The following is a 21989-nucleotide window of genomic DNA, read 5'->3' as shown; positions in this document are numbered from 1 at the left end:
AACGACGGCGCTACACGAACAATCGCGCCACCCGACCGATAAAAGAAAAAACCGTCCCCCCGCAAGCAGCACGCGGGGGGACGAACTACGCCAGTGGGCGCGCTGCGCCGGTCTGTTATTCGCTCTGCTCCTGCGGCTCCGCGCAGAAGCGGACGAAGCGGTTCTTGCCGGCGCTTTTTGCTTTGTAGAGCGCGGCGTCCGCGTTTCTGTAAAGCTCTTCAAGCGTTGTGCCGTCTTCTGCAAAGACGGCGACGCCTACGGAGCCTGAGGTGGTGAAGCCGTCGTATTTCTGGCGGAAGGCGTCGAGTATTTCGAGGCCCTTTAGCGCAATGAGCTTGTCGTCGGGAATGTTTTTCATCAGTATCATAAATTCGTCGCCGCCTATGCGGCCGACTATGTCGGAGCTGCGGAAGATGGCGCGCAGGCTCTTTGCTATGTCTACCAGCACGGTGTCGCCGAAGAAATGTCCATAGGTGTCGTTTGCTATTTTAAAATTGTCGACGTCGCAGATGAAGACGGCGTGTTTTGCGTCACGCGGCGTGCCGTCAAGGAACTCCGCGATGAGCGAGTTTGTCGCGCCTTTGTCGTAGAGGTTGGTGAGGCCGTCGCACTGGGCGCGCATCAGCAGTTTCTCATGCTCCTGCACCTGCGCGTTGATGTCTTTTAGGATGCCGACTATTCGCCGCACGACGCCGCTTGCGTCTGTTATGGCTGCGGCCTGGGCGCTGTTCCATATATAGAGGCCGTTTTTGTCTTTCAGGCGAAGCTGCGCCGAGTGCATCCCGGGCGCGCCAGAAAGCAGCGTGTTTACAAAGTCGGTGTATATCTGCATGTCGTCGCTGTGGATGAGCCTGTATATCCGGCTCTGGCCGAAACGTTTTTCGTAGGACTGTGAAAAATATACGTCGTCGGTCGATACGTTCCAATCGAAAAGACATTCGTCGGCCGTCTCCGTCACTACTCTGTAACGTTCCTCTGAAAGCGCCAAAGAATCAGCGTATATTTTGGCCTGAGTGTTGTCGAGCACTACGCAGTAGAAACAGTCGCGCCCGAGGGTGTCCGTGCCGGGACGTCCCTTGTCGATGACCCATTTAGTGCCTCCGCCTGCGGTGACGACGCGGTATTCAAGCGACATCGTGTCGCCGCTCGCCGCCTGTTCCGCTATTTCGCGCATCACGGCGTCGCGGTCGTCTGGGTGCACCGTCTCGATGAAGCAGTTTTTGTAAAGCTCCGGGAATTTGTCGCGCGGGCACTGGAGCAGGTCCAGATAGCCGTCGCTTATCTCGGTTATCTCGTATGGCGCGGTCGGCAGACAGCAGGAGACGCCGCCGGGGATGTTTGAGGTGAGGGTTTTGAGCCGTTCTTTCGCGGAGTTTGTTTCGCGTATCTGGCCGCGCAGAAGGTAAAAAATGGCTATGCCGCCTGCGCAAAAGAGCAGGATTATCAGCATCCCGAAGTGGAAGGCGATGTTGATGAAGGCGCTGAGTCGGTCAAAAAGCACGGGAACGGGCATCACTGTGACAAGATGCCAGTCGCTTACGCCGAGCTTTGCATAGTAGAGAATGCGCTGCTCGCCGGCAAAGGAGTACATCATGTAGCCGCTGTCGTTTTGGAGAAATTCTTCCGCGATGTTTTTGCCGTCCGGGTCGGCTTTGCGTACCTGCGCGAGTACTTCGAGGGTGAGCATGTTTCGCGCGGAGATGAAGGTGCCCGCTTTTTTGCCGGTGGGCGCGAGCAGTACGCGGCCTCTTTCGTCCACGATATATAAGTAGCCTTTTTCTTCCTGCATTGTGATGTTGAAGGCGCGCTGGAAGCCTTTGTGCGTAAAGGTGGCATACAGCACGCCTATGACGGCGCCGTTTCTTTTTATGGGCGTGGCAAATAGTATGACGTCTTTAAAGGAAATTCGCGATTTGAGCGGCCCCGCGATGTTTGGCGTCCCCGCCATTGCAAGGTGGAAATAATTTCTGCCCTCGACGTCGACGCGCTTTCCCGTGCTTGTGAGCGCATCTCCGTTCGGCAGCGCCACGGTGAGATAGGCGAAGGGCATCTGCGCGGAATATTTCGCGAGGATCGTCATGAGTTCTTTTGAGTGGAGGTCTTTGTAGTTGGCGGCGAGGTCGGCTATGATGCTGAGGTTGTCCTGTATGCGCGTCAGTCTGTATTTTATTTCGTTTGACGAACTTTGAGCATAAAGCTTTAGATCCGAGGCGGCCGCCTCTTTCAGAGCGGCGTTCAGGGAGTGCTGATACCATACAAAGATGCCGGCCAGTAAGATGCAAAAGACCACGGCTGTAATGTTGTACGCTGCGGTACGGCTGAAATTTGTACGAGACACGATCAATCCACCTACAATAATATATCAATACGTCAAAATCTGCGTGCATCATCTTATATACGGTTAAAAGTTGGAACTGATAAATTGCGGTTTCTATTTTACGCCGTTTGTTTAGATATTTCAATTTAAATCTTTAAATTAGGTATGTAAAAATCGCTGAAAGTCCGCAAACCACGTAAAAACCGCGTCGGAAGATTTCTTGTCTTCCAACGCGGCGTTCGGTTGCGGGCGGCCCCTCGTGCTACTCTTTCGTCACAGGGCGCGACGGTTTTTGCTTCTTTTGTTTGACGGAGGCAATAAGGGCGGCGGCCACGGTTATCAGCCCAACGCCTGTGTTGCAGCCGCCTGAAGACGAGCCGGGCGTGGGCGTCGGGTCGGGCGTTGGATCCGGTGTCGGGTCGGGCGTTGGATCCGGTGTCGGGTCGGGGTCGGGTGTGGGGGGCTTTGGCGTTTCGCGGACGGACGAGAAGAAGGTCGGGTCCACTATGCGTCCCGGCGTCGGGTCGTGGTCGTACATCGGGTCGTTATCGACGACGGCGATGTTTATCTCATAGGTCTGGGCCGCGTCTATCACGGCGTCGTCCGCAAGCGCCTGCGTGTCGTATGCTTTTTTGATGAGCCATGTGCCGTTCTTCATCTCCGTCACTTTGTCCGCTTTTTTAAATTTTACAAAGCTTCCGTCCGTGCAGAGTTTGAATATCGAAAGGCCGCCTACATTTGCCGCTCTCGGCAGAGACGCTCCTGTCGTGAGCAGGCTTATTACCGCAAGCTTCGGCGCGTCTGCTGCGGCTGCTGGTATGACGGCCGCGATAGCCGGGGCGGCCGTCGTCTCCGCGCCGCTGTTTGCCTCGGAGAGTTGTTTTATTAACGCCTCTTTTACTACGTAAGTCCCGTTTTCGGCCGTTTCTACAAATTCATCTTTTATGTCGCCTTGTTTTGTCGTCATTACAGTCGTTGCAGTCACGGTGTTGTTTGCCGCGAGGGTTTTGCTTTCTTCGGTCGTTACTGAGGCCTTTACCGGCGCGGTGAGGTCTTCCACAGTGACGGCGCAGGCGGCTGTTATCGTCTCTTTGCCTATTCCCTTAAAGGTGGCAGTGATGTTCGCTATGCCAGGCTTTGCACCGGCTTTTATGACAGCCTCCCCCGCAGAGGAGCTTTGCACGGCTGCAATGTCGCCGCTTGTCGTCTCCCAAATGATCGTCCCGTTTGCGGAGGGCGGCGTCAGTTTAGCGGTGAGTTTTGTGACGGACGATGTTCCCAGTTTCACGGAGATGGCGGAAAGCTCAAATTTTTCGGCCCTTATTGTTTCCCGCGGCTTGTCGGCTACAGTGACGGTACAGCTCTTGCTGTACGCGCCATGGCTTGCCGTCAGCGTCACCGTGCCCGCCTTAAGCGCTGTGAAGCTGTAAGTTCCATCTGATGCGCCTGCCTGTGCGATTATATCGTTTTTATCGAGCGTCCATGAGATGTTTTTGTCCGCGGCGCTTGCAGGGAGCACTGAGGCGGCGACTGCGCCGTTCTGGCCTGTGTAGAGCGTCAGGCTTTCGGCGCTTATGCTTATGCCGCTTGCGGCGACAGCGCGCGTCTCCGTTATCACTTCCACGGCGCCGCTTTTTCCTCCGGCGGCCGCCGTCACTGTGGCGCGTCCGGCGGCAAGCGCCGTTATACGTCCCGTTTGGTCTACGGATACGCTGCTGCTGTCGGCGCTCCATGCGATGATCCTGTCAGTCGCGTTTGCGGGATATATCTCCGCCTTTGCGTCCTTTGTCTCTCCGACGTATATTTTTATGTAGCTCGGGTTCACCGTGACGGAGGAGACGGAGATCGCAGCCGGTACGACCGTGACGATGCAGAGGGCTTTTGCGCCGCCGTCACGGGCCGCTGCGGTTATTGCGGCCGTCCCCGCGGCTACGGCGGTCACTTCGCCCCGCGCGTCTACCGTGGCCGTGCCGGGGCTGCCGCTGGACCAGACGACCTCTTTATCTTTGGCTTTTTCCGGCAGCACTTCCGCTTGAAGCGTGAATTTCTCTCCTGCTACGAGCGCGTGTTCGGTGGTTGAGAGTTTTATCCTGTCCGCCTTGACTGGCAGCACTGTGACGACGCAGGAGGCCGTGTATCCGTCGGCGGCCGCTGTGACGAGGGCCGTTCCTTCGGCCGCCGCCGTCAGATGGGCTATTGCTGCGTCGGCGCTCACCTCGGCAACGCCCGCGCCGCTTACGCTCCATGTGACTGGGATGCCTTCGTCTGCCGGCTCTATGACGGCGTTAAGGCGCGTCTGGGCGCCTGATATGAGCGTAAGTGCATCCGGCAGGAGCCGGAGGCTGCGCGCCGCGGCATATCCGCCGTCCGCGTTGATGGAAAGCGTTCTTTCGACGGCTCTGCCGTTGACAGAAGCTCCCGTGAAGCTCATAGTGCTTCCCGCCCCTGCTTTGACGTTGATGGAATTTGTGCCCGTGACTGTAAGTTTCGGCGCGCCGACGGCTTTTCCGCTCACTTCGACGCTGCCGGAGCCTTCAAGCGCAATGTCGGCGCCGCCCGCGTCAAGGTCGCCGCTTATGACGAGCTTTGCGCCGTCTTTGACGATGAGCTTATCTGTCGCACGCAGCTTTAGCGACTCTATAGTAGTGCTGTTACTTATGGTTATAGTTTCAGGGTGAACTTCAAGTGTTAGATTCGTGCCGTTTTTTTCCCATTCTGCGTAAAAACCTGCCGGCACAATTGGGGGTGCGGAAGGAGGCTCGCCGGTATAGCCGCGGAGCGTCAGCGCTTTCGTCACCCTTGAAGCAAGCGGCGCTGCGACTTCTATTGAAGAGAATTGGTTCACGTCACAACTAGCCGCGCCTACGGAAAGCGATGTATCGCCGCTGAGGAGCAGTTTGTCAAAGCTTATGATTTTCCCGTCAAAATCTCCCGTCACGTTGTCCAAAATCAGCGATGATCTTCCTTGTACTGATTTATAATTTAAGGCGGTGATTATAGGTTTTGATGAGTTCCATTCCGCGCCCTGTCCGGAGATTGTACCAGTAAATGTTGAAGCTGAAATATTTTGTAATGTAACAGCGGCGTTTCCTTTGACTATAGCGGAGCTCCCTGTCAGATCGCGTGACATAATGACTCCGCCTGCTCCAATATAAGTTTCTTTGTTAAACGCGTTGATGCCGGAATCTCCAATGATGGTGATTGTTGTGTTTCCGCCTATATTTGAGATGGCACCCTTCGCCCTACTTTCTCCTCCGGCGAATAAACTATTTATGCCGGAATTACCTTCTACAGCGATGTCCACACCGCCGTTTATCAAATGCGAGGCTCGTGCGCCATAGACTACGCCGCCGCCAAATATGCGGGTAGGACTGTCGGGATTATGGTTTGCGGATACCTTTTTAAGTTCTATCTTGACGTCGCCGCTTATCACTGTTCTGCTGTCATTGCCCCAGCTTGCCGCACCGCCGTGTATCGAATTGCCTAAAATTCCCTGTTTGAATAGCAGCGACGTGGAGCCAATCTGTAAGTCGCAGCTTGCGCCTATATCTCCGCCGGCAACCCATATTTGGCCTATGTAGGCTTTCGGGTCGTCAATAATTATTTCGACCTTGCCTTTTGTTATCCCGCGCGAGTTTGTTCCGTGAAGAAGAGGCCCAGCATATAAGCCTGTGACGTTGCCAGCATAGTTGCCTGCGCTAAAATCAGCGTTATATACAACGGTGCTGTCGCCTTCTACGGAGACACTCTCGTTGTCGGCATTGGTTTTGCCGGCCGCCGTGATTTTAACATACTGGACTCTGTCTCCATATTCGTCCGGAGATATTGTCTCATCATATCCAAGGCTTCCGTTCAGCGTTATCTTAGCGTTGCCTTTGACCGTGCCTGCGTCTGTTCCTCCGGAAAGAATCAGCGATTTCTGTGAAGAAGCCGGGTCTCCTGCGATATAGAGTGTTGCCTTCGGAGATGAATAAAAATCCAAAGTTGAATTGCCTGTTATCGTATTTGCTTTGCCACCAGCATAGAATTGTATGAGGCCCGTAGAGAAAATCTGAGCCGTATTGTCCATATTGACAGCGAGACTGCTGTCTCCGCTATGATCGCCGGAAGTACCGTAGATATAAAACCCAGTCTTAGCTAAGGTGTCAAGATTTGTTCCAATTTTTCCAGTAAGGTTTATGGTATTTGCGCCATTTTGGGCTGTGATGATTTTCTCTCCGTTAACGATTATAGAAAGATCGACTGTCAAATCGGAGGGGGTCATTGTCTCTTTTGCGTATTTGGAATAATACGCGGCTAATTTTATATCACCGTTTTCAGTACCTGCCCAAGCTAAGACGCACATCGCGATTGTCAAAATCACCAATATCGCAGCCCATTCAAGTTTTCTTACCGTTTTAAACATAAAAACACCCTCTCTTTCAATGCAAAGCCCCAGCCTATCGCCTGCTGGCGGTAAACCGGGACTGGACTTTGAACAATCGTGTGCCGTAAGACAACTGTAATTACATTATTCAGTTGTGCTGGGCAACCGGCTGTCGTGCTCTTTCGAGTTTAGACCCTTGGCTTTCCGTCCCGCACTTTCGTGTGGTTTAGCGTTTTTCCGTAATGCAACTTAATAATATTTACAGACCAATATAGTGATAAATCCTTTGTTTAATATTCCTATTTTATAGCGTGACTGATATTTTGTGAAGCCTCTTTCAAAAAATAAAAATGTTTTTTTGTAGGTTTATCCAGAGCTTTCGTGCGCCTTTTGCTTATGGGAATATCGCGCGCGGTGCTCATGAAAAGGGGCTTGCTTTCTCTATACTCGGTCTAAATATGACTGATTTTGAGAGGGGAGAGGCAAATGGAGTTTGTAAGATGGTTTGCGGATGTTTGCCGCGCAAATCCGGCGGTTCCGTTTTTTTTCTGCATAGGCGCGGGCTACTGGTTTGGGCGGCTAAAGTACAGGCAGGTGAGCCTGGGCGCCGTTGCGTCGACTTTGATAGTGGCGGTGGTGGTCGGTTCTTTTTTGCATGTTGAGATATCGTCCAATGTGAAGAATATTTTCTTTTTGCTATTTATCTTCACTATTGGGTACGGCGGCGGGCCGGCCTTTTTTCAAAGCCTTAAGTCAAGCGCTCTGCCTCTTATCACCTTCGCGGTGATGATGGCGCTGCTCTGCCTTGGCTCCGCTTTCGTCATGGCGAAGCTGATGGGGCTGAACCCTGGCTACGGCGCGGGGCTGCTTGCGGGCTCCGCCACTGAGTCGCTTATGATAGGCGTCGCGTCGGACACTGTGGCAAAGCTGGGGCTTTCGGCTGCGCTTGAACGAGAGTATGTAAACGCGGTGCCGGTGGCCTACGCCATTTCGTATCTTTTTGGCACGATAGGCGCGATATGGCTCATAGCCTACGCAGGCCCGCTGCTTCTTGGCGTGAAGGACTTGAAGGCGGAGGCTGCGGCGCTTGAATCGAAGCTTGGCGAGACGAAGATGCCGCCGGATACTTTTATTGAATACACGACCTATCTGACGCGCAGTTTCAAGGTGGAGTCGCCGCGCTATATCGGACGCACCGTCGAGGCGACGGAGCGGGCCGAGGGCGGCGACAAAAGTTTTCTTATCATGGCGCTGAGGCGCGGCGGAAAAAAACTTGCGCCCGCGCCGGATATGAAGCTTGAAGCCGGCGACGTCATCGCGGTGCGCGGGCTGAGGTCGATTTTTACGGACGCGGCTGTGCTGCCCGGCCCGGAGGTGGTGGACGGCGACCTTTCTTCAATAGTGATGGAGCGCGTAGGCGTTGTTGTGACGAAGAGGGAATGGTTCGGCAGGAGCGTGGAGGAGCTTTTGACCGCGCCGCAGATGCACGGCGTAGTCGTCGCCAAGATCACGCGCGGTATGGCGGAGCTTCCGGTTTTCAACAGCACGGTGGTGGACAAGGGCGACGTGCTGACGCTTACCGGCCCGATGAAGGCCGTTGAGAAGGCTGTGTCGGTCATTGGATACGCGGAGCGCACGAGCGACGCGACGGATATGGTGACCGTCGCCTTCGGCATCGCTGCGGGCGCGCTCTTTGGCACGCTTACGGTGAACGTAGGGCACATCCCCGTGAGCTTGACGACCGGCGGCGGCGCGCTGCTTGCGGGGCTTCTCATAAGCTGGTACCGCTCGGGCAATCCCGTCTTTGGACGCATTCCCGCGCCGGCCGCGTGGCTCTTTCAGAGTCTCGGGCTATGCGCCTTTATCGCTGTGGTCGGGCTGAACGCCGGGCCGAATTTTGTCGACGGACTGAAGCAGAACGGCTGGGGGATAATGTGGGGCGGCCTTGTGGTGACGGCGGTGCCTATTCTTACCTGCATCATGGCCGGCAAGTGGTTCTTTAAGATGAACCCGGTGATTTTGCTTGGCGCCTGCACCGGCGCGCGCCTGTGCACGGCGGCGCTGGGCGCTTTGCAGGAGGCCTGCGGCAGCGCGACGCCGGTCATTGGATATACTATCCCTTATGCCGTGAACAATATGATTTTCGCGGCGTGGGGCGTGGTTATAGTTTTGCTGCTGGCGTAGCGGGCGTTTTCTTCAACGCGTTACGCTGATTGTTCCTTTGTATCTTTCTCCCATACCATGAGAATGATGGAGAGAGTAATTAACGGCATCGACAAAAGGGTGCTCATGTAAATGGCCTCGCCGCCTATGAGCCAGCCAAGCAGCACTGCCACGATGGGGTTTACGAAGGCGTGCGTCGCTACGCGGTTTGCCGGCTCTACACGCATGAGCCATAGAAACGAGGTGTAGCCGACGAGCGACCCGAAGGTTATGAGGTATATGAGCGCCAAGGTCGAGCGTGTGGAAAAGGCGCCGAGGGCCGGCCATTCTCCGGTGAAGGCCGAGAGCGCGAACTGCGCCGCCATCATCACGGCGCCTCCGCAGAGCATCTGCATCCCGGAGGCTGTCAGCGTTCCTTCGTCGGAGCTTGACTCGGCCGCGACGAAGGCACCTATGACCCAGGTGAGGCTGGCTAGAGCTATGACGAGCATCCACATCGTATAGTGCGAATCAAATGAAAATTCAACGTTAGGGTCGCCCGCTATCAGCACGCAAATACCAGCGAACCCAAGCGCTATCCCGATGTAATGGCGGAGAGTCGGTTTTTTTCCTCCGTAAAAGAGCCATCCGACTAGGCAGAACCAGAGCGGCTCCAGCGCAATGATAAGTCCCGTGATAGAGGATGGAACCCTCGTCTCTGCTGAGGTAAGCAGACCGTAGGTGATAACAAACGGCAGAAGCGAGGCGATGAAGGCATTTTTCCAGCTTTTGAGCGGCGGCATTTTTTTCGTCCGCGCAAAGCACGCGCCAAAGAGCAGTATCCCCGCCGCGAGAAACCGTATGCCGCCGGAAAGCAGCGGCGGGATGGTCTCGACGGAAAAGCGTATTGCAAGGTAGGTCGAGCCCCAGATGACGTATACCAAGAGGTAGGCGGTGATTATCTTCCACAGCGCGGGACGCGCGCCGCTTTCGTTCGTCAGGCCGCTCAACGCGTCACACTTGCGGTCGCGGCCTCTGCCGCGCGCACGATGTCCTGCGGCGCGAGCTTGAAGAGCAGCCCTCTGTGGCCCGCGTTCACCGTTATAAAATCAAAGGAAAGCGCCGAGGCGTCCACTATGACCGGATATTTTTTCTTCGCGCCAAGCGGCGAGCATCCGCCGCGCACGTAGCCGGTGAGCGCCTGCACCTCTTTTAAATGCACAAGCTCCGCGCTTTTGTTTCCGCTAGCCGTCGCCAGCGCCTTAAAGTCTAGCTCGCGTCCGGCGGGCACGCAGACGAGCATGACGCCGGTCTTGTCGCCCCGGCAGCAGAGCGTCTTGAAGGTGCGCTCCATAGCGACGCCCGTTTTTTCCGCGGCGTCCTCCGCCGAAAGTTCGTCCATATCTACGTCGTATTCCAAAAGTTCAAAAGGGATCTTCAGCCCTTCAAGTATCCTCACAGCGTTCGTTTTTTTTACAGCAGCCATTTTGCATTTACCTCCGCATCAGTTACGCATATAATGGAAAAGTATAACGCAAAAACGAGTAAAAGGGGCTGTGTTTTAAATGATGATTGGATATTTTGACGGCGCTTCGCGCGGCAATCCGGGAGAGGCCGGGGCTGGCGCGCTTCTTATCGACGAAGCGGGCGCCGTAGTCTGGGAGACGGCCGCCTATCTCGGCACAAAGACAAACAACGAAGCGGAATACAACGCGGCCATACTGCTGCTCAAAGCGGCGAAGGCAAACGGCGCGACGCAGCTCAAAGTATTCGGAGACAGCAAACTCGTCGTATGCCAGCTCTCAAAGCAGTGGAAGATAAACTTCCCGCATCTGCGCGAACTTGCAAAAGAGGCGTGGGCCGCAGCAGAGGGCATCGACGTTTCCTATTGCTGGGTGCCCCGCGAAAAAAACAAGCGCGCCGACGAACTGAGCAACGAGGCCATAGACGGCAAATAGCGGCGGCTAAATTTTCAGGCCTGCGCGGGCCTCTCTTTGCAGCTAAAAATCTTATCAGAGACATCCTTTAGGGTCATGCGCGCCAGATGTTCGCGGCATTTTTCGTCCATCTGCGCGTAGAGTCCGTCTATAACGTCAGCCATTCCAGAGGCAACAAGACAGTTCATATCCATATCGCCCGAGCGCCACGCGGAACCTACAAAACGCGCCTGCACCGCGTCGCTCACCGCGCGCAGGGAAAGCGCCGCCGCGTCGCAGCAGACGGCGTAGCCGCCCGTCACGCCCTCGCGCGTCGTGATGATGCCGGCCTTCTTCAGCCGTCCCATCACCATTCGGATGCGCGCCGGGTTCGTGCAGACATTCTTCGCAAGCTCTTCGCTTGAGACATAACTTTTTTTGTGATCCAAATAGACCAGCGCATGGACAGCTATCGCAAATTCTCCAGTCACGTCCCGTTCACACCCTTCTTTGGCAATTATTAGTGCCTGTTATGTAAGTATAAATTATACATATACTTTGTCAATGGTTCTTTTTAAGTATCTATTTGTATTTCATGTTGCACATAAGCACTATTATAGTTATCATACAAAAAGAAGGTGAGCCAAATCGAACCTCCGTAAAATAAACATTCGCGGCCTGCTTACGGCCGCCGTAAAAATCGCGCGGTTCCTATTTTTGATTCACAGGAGGAAAAAATAATGGACGAACTGACCGGAAACATGATCCAAAACGGATTTTCCATAGCGGTGGCCTCCTTCCTGCTCATTCGCATGGACAAACGTCTTGAAGAGCTGACGAAGGCCGTCGTTCATCTGGGAACGGTGATAGAACAATCGGAAAACGGCAAAACTGCGGCCTAGCCCGCGTTGGATGACGGCGGGGAGGGGCTTCCCTCTTCGCCTCCCAAAAAATTTCCCACAAAAACACTCACGCGGCGCGCGCTGCCGGCCGCACAACCAAAGAGGCCCCCAAACACGAAAAAAATAAAAAGGAGATGTATCGTCATGCGCCTTAACGATTTTCAAATTGCAAAAAATTTCAACCTCATGGAACTGCAGTGTCCGTGCTGCCACCGCGTCATGACGCATCCGCGCCTGGTGGCGGCGCTGCAGAGCCTTCGTGATCTGCTGGAGAGGCCCATGGTGATAACCAGCGGCTACCGCTGCGCGGAGCACAACCGGACGGTAGGCGGCGCTTCGGCGAGCCGCCACATGAAGGGCCTTGCCGCTGACGTTTCCGTGCCAAAAGAATTGCAGCCCGAGCTTTGCGACATGGCGCGCCGCGCCGGCTTTTCGCGCGCCATATCCTATCCCGCAAGGTCCTTTGTTCATCTGGAGGTGGGCTATGAGTAACGCCGCCTCAACGGAGCAGCTTGTATCCGAATACACGCCTCTCGTGCGCTCCCTCGCTCGCAGGTACTACGGCCGAGGCGCGGAGTTTGACGATCTCGTTCAGGAGGGCTACATGGCGCTGCTCGTCCTCATACCAAAATGCCCCGACATGACGTGGCTTGCCGCCTTTCTAAAAAACAACATGCCCGGCTACGTGCGCAACGCGGCGGCGCGCCTGCGCACAAGAAGCGACGCCGCCTGCGAAGTGCTGCTTGAAGACATAGAAGAGACGGTAGGTGAGGACGAGAGCCAAAAAAGATACAGCGAAGCCGAACTGCGCGAAATGCTCCGCGCGGCGCTCACGGCAGACGAACTGGACATGACGCAGGCGCTCATGGAGGGCTTCACGCAAAAAGAGATAGCCGAAACGCTCGGCCTAACGCAGCAGGCGGTAGGCGCGCGCCTAAAAAAGATACGCGCAAAACTAAAGGGAATACTCGAAGGGCTGTAAAGCCCGCACCCCGCACCCACATGCCAGCCGGCCCCCGCCAAAACAAAAGCGCGCCGGCTGGCCGTTTTGTTTTTTAGCCTGCGGCAAAATAAACGTAAAAAGACATCACTTTGTCCTATGTTTTTTGCCGGTAGCGTGATATGCTTATTGTAACAAAGTGCATATTATTATAATTCCGCAAAGCGTGAGGTGAAGGAAATGACATATCTGTCAGTTGCGCGGGCGGCAAAAAACTGGGGCGTCTCCGAACGGAGCGTGCGCAAATACTGCGCGGATGGAAATATACCAGGGGCCTTTCTCACGGGCAAAACATGGAACGTACCGGAAGAGGCCCTTAAACCGGAAAGAAAAAACGTAAAGGCATCACGCCCCGCCTCCCTGCTTGATGCGCTGAAAGCGGAGCGGGCGGCGCGCCTTTCCGGCGGCCTCTACCACAAGCTGCAAATCGAATTTAGCTATAACTCAAACCACATTGAGGGCAGTAGTCTGACGCACGAGCAGACGAGATATATTTTTGAGACGGCCTCTATTGGCGCCACGGGAAAAAGCGTAAATGTCGACGACATCATAGAGACGTCAAATCACTTTCGCTGCGTCGACTCGATAATTGACCGCGCAAAATGTACCCTGAGCGAGAAATACATCAAAGAGCTGCACTTTATCCTAAAAAACGGGACGACAGACAGCCGCAAAGGCTGGTTTGCCGTTGGAGATTACAAAAAGATGCCAAACGAAGTCGGAGGCAGAGAGACCGCAGCGCCCGAGGCGGTGCATGGTGAAATGACGGCGCTGCTGCGTGCCGCGAAAGCGAAGGAAGGCGTAACTCTGACGGATATTCTTGATTTTCACGTCGCTTTTGAGCGCATCCACCCATTTCAGGACGGAAACGGCCGCGTCGGAAGGCTCATAATGTTCAAAGAATGTCTCAAACACGGCATCACTCCCTTTATCATAGAAGACGAACTAAAACTGTTCTATTATCGCGGACTAAACGAATGGCCGAAGGAAAAAGGTTATCTGACAGACACTTGCCTCTTGGCGCAGGATAAATTCAAAAAGTATATGGAATATTTTAGGATGATATAAAAAGACGCCCTTTGCAGATTTTGCAAAGAGCGTCTCTCATTGATATTTTTAATTGAGATTTTACAGGTTTCCCCGCCCGCTACGCCTTTTTCTCGTATAGCGCGGCTTCGTTCTTTAGGTAGACCTGCGGTTCGGTTGGGAGTTTGAAGAGCGGGATGTATCTGTCCCAGCCGGTGTAGGTGAGGATGAGCATCGAGGCTACGGCTATCATTGAGTAGTAGTTGTGCGAGATGATGTCGCCCGCGGTGATGCCGGTGGCCAACGGGTAGACGGAGGCGCTGATGCCGAGGAAGAATCCCATGTAGCAGTGCCACGGGATGAGCTGTGAGCCAAGGACGCCCATCGCATCTGAGAGAGTGGCGTTGCGGAGGGCCAGGGTGTACATGTCCTCTTTGCTGCCGACGACGCTGGTTTCGGTCATGTTTTTGATTATCGGGCCTATTGTCACTATCTGCGCCATTTCGTCGGAGAGGGCCGCGTTTCCGAGCATGCAGAGCAGTCCGTTTGCGAAGATGAGGTGGCGGACTTTATGCACCATTCTCAGGACGAGGGCGGCGATTGGGGCGAAGGCGTCCATTTTGCGCATGACGCCGCCGAACGCGCCGACCCAGAGCATCATCGCTATCGACCAGCTGCCGGCGTCTGAGAAGCCGGTGTAGAGCAGGTCAAAGAAGCCGTTGAGGCTGGTAACGGTGCCGGCTATCATTCCGAAGATGAGGGAGGAGACTATGCCGGAGCCGAGGCAGATGAGTGTGCTGTAGCCTTTGATGGCCGTTCCGATGACTACGATGAGCGGAATGACGAGGTAGTATGGAACGCCGGTCTTAACTAGGTTCAGCAATGTGACGGCGGAGGGGCGTTCCTCGCCGAGCTTTTTCCAGACGTCGGCCGGTATCTGCGAGATGGCGTCGGAGGCCTGCGCCGTTGCGGAGGACATATTTAGTGAGGCGAGATAGAAGACGGCGGCGCCGGCTAAGAGGCAGAGCAGAGACCAGACGCCCTGATGGCGGACTCTTTTTATGACTTCTACCTCCTGGATGCCGGAGCTGACTATCGTGGTGTCAGAGATCAGCCCTATGTTGTCGCCGAAGCACGAACCGCCGGCGATGGCGCCTATCGTCAGCAGGATGTTGCCGCCGACTATATGGTTGAGCCAGAGGAAGATGGGCGCGCAGGCGGCGAAGGTACCCCATGAGGTGCCTGTGGCCGTTGACAGCACGCAGGTGAGCAGGAAGGCGACGACGGCGATGGTTTTCGCATCCAGGCCCGCCGCAAGCGACATGTTTATGACGGAGGCTGCTACTCCAGTCGCCATGAAGCATTCGGCGACGGCGTACGCAAGCTGGAGTATAAGAAAAACGATAAGGAAGTGCTTGAGGTTTTCAAGAGCCGCGTCTACAAGTTCCTGAAATTTGTAATGGTCTACGGCCATTGCAACCATTGAAGCGTACATAAAGGAAAGCGGCGCCGCGATGAGAATGTCCATGCCGGAGAGCATGAGGCCCGCAATGACACAGATTGGAGATAGTTTGATGATGTCTTTCATAGTATTGCAAATCCCCTTTCGAATTTTGATCTAAAAAACAACCATCACATAGCGCTCCACTTTTTTGGAAAATCCCAAACGGCCCTCCTTCTTAAATTTTTACTTAAATTTCATGTATACAACATATACTAGGCATAAAGCGAAGCGTGCGCGTAGTTTTACCTATTTTCTATTTATTAAATGATGGGATTTTGAATAATAGTTTGATTGAGGCTGGAATGTTATTGCACAATAAAACGCCCCCGCAGCCTGTGAAAACGGCGATGCGAGGGCGTTTTGCGGATAAACGTTTTTGGCGCAAGCGGGCCCTAGAAGCGGTGCGAAGGCGCGAGGGGCCGGCGTTGGTGAAATGACGGCCGCAGCCTATATTTGCCGCGCGATAAAATCAGTTTCGGGGGCAGTGCGGCTGGCAGAATTGCGCGCCAGCCTCCGCGTGACAATCTATACGAGGCGCGGACCAGGCGGCGTCTTCGACAAAGAGCGTCAGACAGCACAGCGCTATTAGACATACGATGAATCTTTTCATTAAATATCCCCACCTTTTAATATAATATAAAAACAGCGTCACGCACGTAAATAATCTTATGCTTTCAGATGTTGTCTTTTATTTGGCGCATTAAAACTTTATATCGCCTGTTTTTATAATATCATTGTGGATATAACGTGTCAACATAGGTAAATAGTGCAAATGTACAGTTTTATGACGATAAAAAATGACGCCCCGGATGGAGGCGTCATTTTAAGGTTTTACGGTAACGGCGCTGGCTGCGGCCTTGTTTTAATCGTCGTAGTTCTTGCCGTCTTTTACTTTGCCGTATTTGCCGGGTGCTGTGGCTTCGGTGTAGTTCTTTCTTTCGCCAAGCACTTTGCGGTCGGGCGCCGCGTTCTGATCAACGCGTTTTGCCATTATTTCGGCCACGGCGTCTGCGCTGCCTTCGGCTCCGAATGCTGTGATGAAGCGCTCCGCCCAGTAGGTCATCTCATCGACTATGCGGTCGATGACGGGCTGCGGCTCGGCTAAGATCATGTCGCAGAAGGGGAGGTTGAGTTTCTTGTAGTCTCCGCTCTTGCGGCTCATGCCTTTTTCGTCCGCTGCTTTGACGATCTTCTCCCAGAGTTCCATTGAGACGCCGCGGTCGGCTTCTTTTGTGTAGGTGCCGCCCTCTGTGATGGCGTTTCCGGTGTTTTCATCCATCTTGACGCCGTAGTAGACGTTCTGGAAGAGCGTTGCTACGTTGCCCTTGCGGATGCCGTACTTGCGGAAGGTGGATACTTTGTCAAGCGGCGTGCCGGAGATGCCGTGCTGCGCTATCGCCACTCCGTAGGGAGCGATGGCGTCGGCTATCGCCTTTGTGCGGGTCAGGTCGATGCCTTCCATCTGACCGGCCGTGGGGTCGTAGGTGCCGTGGAGGCTGCCGTTTGAGATGGCGAGGTAGTCCGGGAAGACCTGCCACGCGTTGAGGCCGCCGATGTAGTAGAGCGCCTCTTCGACTGTGGAGAGCTCGCCGGGGCCTTTTATCTCTCCCACTTCGACTTCAAGGCCAAGCTCCGAGGGAAGCCAGTCCGCAAGCGCGCGAGTGGCCGCGAAGTTGTCGTAGTCGTCAAGGTGCGACGCGTCGATGGCGACGGAGGTGAAGCCGCCGTTCAGTATCTTTGTGAGGTGGCCAACGCCTTTGAGTACGTCCGCGCCGCTTTTGATCGCGTAGTGGTCGACGTGGAGGCCGAATACCGCGCCGTGTCCCATCTCCGCCGAATACTTGAGAGCGTATTCGGGAAGGTTTTCATAGGTTGAACCGCAGTATGTAGCCTCTGATTTTGCCAGCTCTATGAGTACCGCCGCATTCTTTTTCTTTGCCGCCGCAAGCACCGCTTTGACTACGAGCGGATGGCGCGCGTTTGCCGCGAGTACTATGGAATCGACTTCTCTGGCCGCCGCCGCGATATCACGCCCGCTGACAAGTCCCATCTCCGAATCGCCGAAGCGAGCCTGTACGTTAAGCGGACGTTTTTTCAGCAGTTCCTGATATGCTTTGCTCTTTACATCCATTGGAATCTCCCCCTGAAAATGTGTCTAAGTATTTAGTACCTATATTGTAGCCCTTTTTGTGGAAAAAAGTAAAGAATAGAAGTGATTTTCTCAATTTTGGCGCTATTTACCGGGTAAAAACTTTCCGGCGGCCACCGTCAGCATCATTGTGGCGGCAATTACCGGAAGCGTCACGCCCCAACTGAAATCAATGCTGATGAGATACCTGTAGAGCGCAAAGCCAGCGCACCAGACGCACATATTTTTTACTGAGACGCAGGAGGCGGCGTAATTTTTCTTTAATATAAAAAAGTCCGCTATCATGACGGCGGCCATCGGCGCAAATACCGAGGATATGAGGTAGAGCAGCCCCTCGTAGCTTTCGGAGCCTCCGACGACAGCGGCCATTGTGCCAGCTCCGCAGACGGCGATGGCAGCCGCTTTTTCTTTTACGCCGGAGCAGATGACGTGGAAGCTTATGCCGCCGGAAAAGGCGTCAAGAAAGGTGGTGGTCACAGTTGAGAAAAGCACTATAAGAACGCCTGCCACGCCAAGCCCCGCGCCCGCCATTATCTGCGCCACGTCCGCGCCGCCCGTGTGGAGCGCGATGCCCAAGCCTATGAAGTACATCCAGCAGCTGACGGTGCAGTAGACGCCGGTGCTTACGGCCGCGCTCCTGCGCGGCTCTTTCGCGTCGCGCATGTAGTCGGCGATGAGGGGAAGCCACGAAAGCGGCATTGCAGACGAAAGCTCCATAGCGGAGGCGAAGGAGAGGCTGCCGCCCGCCGCCGGCGCGCTGTTTTCCGTAAAGACGAGTGCCGTCAGCACAAGCGAGAGGACGAAGAGCAGCGCCATGGAGAATTTATTGACGCGCTCGAAATTTTTCATGTCAAGCATTATCCAGAAGGCGATGAGGAGGCCGATGAGCGCGCACCAAAGCCTGTTCTGCGTGCCGAAGATGGGGTTTAGTATCAGCCCGAGCGAGATGGAGCCTCCGATTATCATGACCGCCGTCCAGCCGACCAGCTGAAGCACGTTGAGCGCGGCAAAGAACTTTGCGCCCTGCTCGCCGAACGACAGTTTCACGCTCTCCATAGCGCCGCGCCCGGAGAGCCCGCCGATGAGCGCCGCCATGTACATCAGCGCCCCGCCTACAATGTGTCCGGCGATGACCGCCGTCATGCCGCGCGCCATGCCAAGCGGCGCAAAGAGCGTGCCCGTGTAGATTTCCGCGATGGATACCGCGGCTCCAAACCAAATGAGCGCGTTCTGTCTCGTGCTCCTTTTTGTATCTTCCATGTTGAAACACTCCTTAAAATAGAAAGTGGCCGCCCCGCATGAGACAGCCACAAATAAACAAGCTATTCTCCCTACGGCGGCATTATCCGCATCAGGTTCACCGGGTCGAGGCGACGCCTCCTCTCAGCCTGCGCAAGCAAGCTCCCCATGAAGTTATTGTAACAGCTTAAGGCGATTTGTAAATGCTGAAGACTTTTGTAAAGATATTGTGGTAAAATTGTCTTTACAAAGGAGGTGCTTGCCATGCCGCAGACACTTGTTAATATCCGTATGGATGAAGAGCTGAAAAAAGATATGGAGGCGACGTGCAGGGAGTTGGGCCTGAATATGACCACCGCCTTTACGATTTTTGCAAAAAAAATGAGCCGTGAGGGGCGTATTCCCTTTGAGGTCTCAATGGACCCGTTTTACAGCCCCGCTAATCTCCGCGCCATTCACCTGTCGGAGACGCAGGTAAAAAAAGGAAACATCGTAATGAAAACGATGGAAGAGCTGGAGTCCATGGCCGATGAACAGAATATCCTTTAAAATCAAAGCCGCATCGGGGTAGCAAACCGACGCGGCTATTTTTGTGATTTATAGGCTGCGCGCTACCTTCCGTGTACTTGGCTTTCGTCGGTCACTCTGTCGTCTATCATGGCGCCTTCGTGCGCCTGAAGCGCGGTTTTGGCGTAGATGCCAAGGATGCCGCGCTCGCGTTTGAGCGGCAGCTTCCATTGCGTGAGGCGCCTGTTGATCTCCTCCTCTGAAAGCAGAAGGTCTACCTTTCGCGCCGGGATGTCTATTTTTATCCTGTCTCCGTCTTGAACGATGGCGATAACTCCGCCTACGGCGGCCTCCGGGGAGATGTGTCCAATGGCTGCGCCCTCCGTGAAGCCGGAGAAGCGTCCGTCGGTCAGCACAAAGACCTCTTGTCCCATGCCGATGCCGACTAAAGCGTCGGTGGTCATCATCATTTCGCGCATTCCGGGCGCGCCGCGCGGGCCCTCGTAGCGAATGACTATGACGTCGCCCTTATTTATGCCGCCGCTTACGACGGCGTGGTGCGCCTCTTCGTCGGAATTGAATACGCGCGCAGGGCCTTCAAATTTGCGTATCTTCTCCGAGATGGTCGTCGTGCGGCATATCGCGCCGTTTGGCGTGATGTTGCCTCGCATCACGGCGATGCCGCCGTTTTTAAAGACGGGATCGGCCGCCGTCGTCAGCGTCTCGTGGTCGCACGAGACGCGCAGTTCGGCTATCTCGCCTATGGTGTGTCCAGATACGGTGAGGCACTCCTTGTGCAGATAGTCCTTCATCTCTCCAAGCACCGCGGGCACGCCGCCCGCGTTGTAGAGGTCTATTATTGTGGCACGTCCGGTGGGTATGACGCGGCTAATTACCGGCACGCTCTCCGAGAGGCGGTCGAAGTCGTCAAGTGTGAGTTCGACGCCCACTTCGCGCGCGAAGCTGAGCAGATGCAGCACGGCGTTGGTGGAGCCTGCGAGCGCCATTGTCACTATGACGCCGTTTAACAAAGCCTCGCGCGTCAATATGTCCTTTGGCTTCACGCCCTCTTTTACGAGGTCTACGATGCGCCGTCCCGTCTGCGTTGCGTAGCGTTCTTTTTCGGCATATACGGCGGGCACGCAGGAGGAGCCCGGCAGCGCCATGCCAAGCGCCTCCGCCAGTATCTGCATGGTGTTTGCCGTTCCCATCAGCGAACAGGCGCCCGCTCCGGGGCAGACGTGGTCCTCGAGCCAGCGTATCTTTTCGCGCGCCTCGTCGTTTGCGTAGTCCGCGCCGAAGACGAGCTGGTCTAGCTCGCTCATGACGACGCTTCGCCCTTCGCTTTTGCAGACCTCCTGCGGCCCGCCCGTCAGAACGATGCAGGGCACGTCGGCGCGGATGCCGCCCATGAGGACGCCGGGGATGATGCTGTCGCAGGAGGCAAGCAGCACTAGGCCGTCCAGCAGCTGCACGCCTGTCATTATCTCAACGGAGGAGGCTATGACGTCGCGGATGACCAGCTCGTAGCGAAAGTGAGGCATCCCGATGGGCACGGCGCCGCAGGTGGCTATCGTGCCAAATTCAAACGGCGTGCCGCCCGCCTGTAGGATGCCGGCGCGGACGCGCGCCGCGAGCCTGTCTAGATGCACGTGGCCCAGCCCCGCGTCGTTTGCCGTGTTTACTATGCCTATGAGAGGCTTTGAAAGGTCGCCGTCGTCATAGCCGCAGCCCTTGTAGATGGCGCGGCGCGAGGACGAGCCTTTGCCGGAAAAAAGTCCATGTTCCTTAGAACGGTAGGTCATTTTTATTTTCTCCCTTATGATGAAATTTTATATTAAAAAGCCTTCGGGCAGAGGGTCCGACGGGTCGAGCACGAAGCGGTTGAAGCCCGTTATCCACGCGCCGCCTGCGACTTTTGGGATTATCGCGTCGTATCCGCATTCCTTGACTGAAGCAAGCGGCGTGCCCTCGAATTTCGTATCAATGATGCTTGCCGCGTTAAATTTTTCGCCTATCGCGAGCCTGCCTCGTGCAACAAGCAACGCCATGCGCGCCGACGTCCCTGTGCCGCAGGGCGAGCGGTCCACCGCGCCCTCCGCGAATACGCAGATGTGGCGCCCCGCGCAGCCGCCTTCGGTGCGTGTGTCGGGCGACATTATTATGACGCCGTAGATGTCGCGGATGTCCGGCTTTTCGGGATGATGGACGTCCATGTTCGCGTTGACCCAGCGCTTCATTTCCATCGCGCGCGCCGTAAGAGCCGCTGTGTTTTCGGGCAGCACCTTAAGGCCCAGCTTTTCTTCCTCGATGAAGATATAAAAGGCGCCGCCGTATACGACGGCCGCTGTGACATCTCCGACGCCGTCCACCGGAATGACTATCTCTTTTTTATAAACGAAGGCCGGAACGTTCGTAAAGGCGACGCTGCGCACGCGTCCTCCTGCAACGACCGCCTCCGCTGTGATGCGTCCGGCAGGTGCGTCTATTTTTATTATGTTTTCGCCCTCCGCGAGCGTGAGCAGGCCGGTTTCCGCGGCCGCCTTCACAGTGCCTATCGTGCCGTGCCCGCACATGGTGCTCATGCCCTCGTTGTGCATGAAAAGTATGCCGAGGTCTGCGTCGTCCGTAACAGGCGGCACAAGCACCGCGCCGAACATGTCCTTGTGGCCGCGCGGCTCCTTTAAAATCATCTGGCGTATGCCGTCGTAGTGACGCGCAAAATAATCCATTTTTTCAAGCATCGTGCCGCCTGGGATCTTAGGGATGCCCGACGTGACGACGCGTATCGGCTCGCCCGCCGTGTGCGCGTCTATTGCTTCTATTGTTCTTACAAATTCCATCATGATGACATCACTCTCCGTCTTTTATTTTATACGTGATAGCCGCGCCTTTGTCAAAAGCCCCTGAAATATGAGCGA

At 55.1% G+C, this 21989-nt stretch carries 18 protein-coding genes and 2 riboswitches; of the genes, 7 read left to right on the top strand and 11 right to left on the bottom strand.

Features of this window, described 5'->3' with window-relative positions:
* Positions 1-115: 115 nt before the first annotated feature.
* Both RRY12_04265 and RRY12_04260 read right to left on the bottom strand, forming a co-directional pair.
* A complete protein-coding gene (locus RRY12_04265; GenBank protein ID MEG2183871.1) occupies positions 116-2338 on the bottom strand; it encodes a diguanylate cyclase in 2223 nt (740 codons plus the stop codon).
* Positions 2339-2579: 241 nt separating this feature from the next.
* Positions 2580-6722: an Ig-like domain-containing protein gene (locus tag RRY12_04260; protein MEG2183870.1), complete on the bottom strand. Its 4143-nt coding sequence runs from the start codon at positions 6720-6722 to the stop codon at positions 2580-2582.
* Between the two features lie 118 nt (positions 6723-6840).
* Positions 6841-6924, bottom strand: a riboswitch (cyclic di-GMP riboswitch).
* Between the two features lie 245 nt (positions 6925-7169).
* Here RRY12_04260 and aspT point away from each other — a divergent pair.
* Positions 7170-8867 carry an aspartate-alanine antiporter gene (gene aspT / locus RRY12_04255; protein ID MEG2183869.1) on the top strand — a complete coding sequence of 566 codons (1698 nt, stop codon included), beginning with the start codon at positions 7170-7172 and terminating at the stop codon, positions 8865-8867.
* A gap of 20 nt (positions 8868-8887) precedes the next feature.
* Here the strand turns inward: aspT and RRY12_04250 are convergent, their stop codons facing one another.
* Both RRY12_04250 and ybaK read right to left on the bottom strand, forming a co-directional pair.
* Positions 8888-9835 carry an EamA family transporter gene (locus RRY12_04250; protein ID MEG2183868.1) on the bottom strand — a complete coding sequence of 316 codons (948 nt, stop codon included), beginning with the start codon at positions 9833-9835 and terminating at the stop codon, positions 8888-8890.
* The gene (gene ybaK / locus RRY12_04245; GenBank protein MEG2183867.1) at positions 9832-10311 is read right to left on the bottom strand and encodes a Cys-tRNA(Pro) deacylase; all 480 of its coding nucleotides are present in this window, start codon (positions 10309-10311) and stop codon (positions 9832-9834) included. Before ybaK ends, RRY12_04250 begins: the two co-directional genes overlap by 4 nt.
* A 79-nt stretch (positions 10312-10390) precedes the next feature.
* On the opposite strand from ybaK, the gene RRY12_04240 reads away from it, so the two are divergent.
* On the top strand, positions 10391-10783 hold the full coding sequence (locus RRY12_04240; GenBank protein MEG2183866.1) for a ribonuclease HI family protein: 393 nt from the start codon (positions 10391-10393) through the stop codon (positions 10781-10783).
* Positions 10784-10797: 14 nt separating this feature from the next.
* Here RRY12_04240 and RRY12_04235 read toward each other — a convergent pair whose 3' ends face one another.
* Positions 10798-11232, bottom strand: a complete 435-nt coding sequence (locus tag RRY12_04235; protein ID MEG2183865.1) for an Rrf2 family transcriptional regulator — start codon at positions 11230-11232, stop codon at positions 10798-10800.
* Between the two features lie 249 nt (positions 11233-11481).
* Here RRY12_04235 and RRY12_04230 point away from each other — a divergent pair, with 249 nt between their 5' ends.
* The 4 genes from RRY12_04230 (at position 11482) to RRY12_04215 (ending at position 13711) form a co-directional block, all read left to right on the top strand.
* Positions 11482-11643, top strand: a complete 162-nt coding sequence (locus tag RRY12_04230) for a YvrJ family protein (protein ID MEG2183864.1) — start codon at positions 11482-11484, stop codon at positions 11641-11643.
* A gap of 144 nt (positions 11644-11787) precedes the next feature.
* Positions 11788-12135: a D-Ala-D-Ala carboxypeptidase family metallohydrolase gene (locus tag RRY12_04225; protein MEG2183863.1), complete on the top strand. Its 348-nt coding sequence runs from the start codon at positions 11788-11790 to the stop codon at positions 12133-12135.
* The gene (locus RRY12_04220) at positions 12128-12625 is read left to right on the top strand and encodes a sigma-70 family RNA polymerase sigma factor (protein MEG2183862.1); all 498 of its coding nucleotides are present in this window, start codon (positions 12128-12130) and stop codon (positions 12623-12625) included. The genes RRY12_04225 and RRY12_04220 overlap by 8 nt, the downstream gene beginning before the upstream one ends.
* Before the next feature lie 198 nt (positions 12626-12823).
* Positions 12824-13711 (top strand): Fic family protein, encoded by an 888-nt coding sequence (locus RRY12_04215; GenBank protein MEG2183861.1) that lies wholly within the window; start codon positions 12824-12826, stop codon positions 13709-13711.
* Positions 13712-13790: 79 nt separating this feature from the next.
* Here the strand turns inward: RRY12_04215 and RRY12_04210 are convergent, their stop codons facing one another.
* From RRY12_04210 to cytX, 4 genes are all read right to left on the bottom strand, one after another.
* Positions 13791-15257 carry a Na+/H+ antiporter NhaC family protein gene (locus tag RRY12_04210; GenBank protein MEG2183860.1) on the bottom strand — a complete coding sequence of 489 codons (1467 nt, stop codon included), beginning with the start codon at positions 15255-15257 and terminating at the stop codon, positions 13791-13793.
* A gap of 385 nt (positions 15258-15642) precedes the next feature.
* Entirely contained in the window at positions 15643-15783 is a 141-nt protein-coding gene (locus RRY12_04205; protein ID MEG2183859.1) for a hypothetical protein, read from the bottom strand.
* 252 nt (positions 15784-16035) lie between these two features.
* On the bottom strand, positions 16036-17304 hold the full coding sequence (locus RRY12_04200) for a class II fructose-bisphosphate aldolase (protein ID MEG2183858.1): 1269 nt from the start codon (positions 17302-17304) through the stop codon (positions 16036-16038).
* Between the two features lie 102 nt (positions 17305-17406).
* Complete coding sequence (cytX, locus tag RRY12_04195; protein ID MEG2183857.1) at positions 17407-18582, bottom strand: putative hydroxymethylpyrimidine transporter CytX; 1176 nt, start codon at positions 18580-18582, stop codon at positions 17407-17409.
* Positions 18583-18632: 50 nt separating this feature from the next.
* Positions 18633-18740: riboswitch (TPP riboswitch) on the bottom strand.
* 85 nt (positions 18741-18825) lie between these two features.
* Here cytX and RRY12_04190 point away from each other — a divergent pair.
* Positions 18826-19110 (top strand): type II toxin-antitoxin system RelB/DinJ family antitoxin, encoded by a 285-nt coding sequence (locus tag RRY12_04190; protein MEG2183856.1) that lies wholly within the window; start codon positions 18826-18828, stop codon positions 19108-19110.
* Positions 19111-19172: 62 nt separating this feature from the next.
* Here RRY12_04190 and ilvD read toward each other — a convergent pair whose 3' ends face one another.
* Together ilvD and RRY12_04180 are read right to left on the bottom strand one after the other, a co-directional pair.
* Positions 19173-20873, bottom strand: a complete 1701-nt coding sequence (ilvD, locus tag RRY12_04185; GenBank protein ID MEG2183855.1) for a dihydroxy-acid dehydratase — start codon at positions 20871-20873, stop codon at positions 19173-19175.
* 27 nt (positions 20874-20900) lie between these two features.
* Positions 20901-21914 carry a proline racemase family protein gene (locus tag RRY12_04180; protein MEG2183854.1) on the bottom strand — a complete coding sequence of 338 codons (1014 nt, stop codon included), beginning with the start codon at positions 21912-21914 and terminating at the stop codon, positions 20901-20903.
* Positions 21915-21989 lie beyond the last annotated feature (75 nt).

Origin of the sequence: Cloacibacillus sp. (assembly GCA_036655895.1) — a bacterium.
Taxonomy (GTDB): domain Bacteria; phylum Synergistota; class Synergistia; order Synergistales; family Synergistaceae; genus JAVVPF01.
This window is presented reverse-complemented; position numbering and strand designations above follow the sequence as displayed.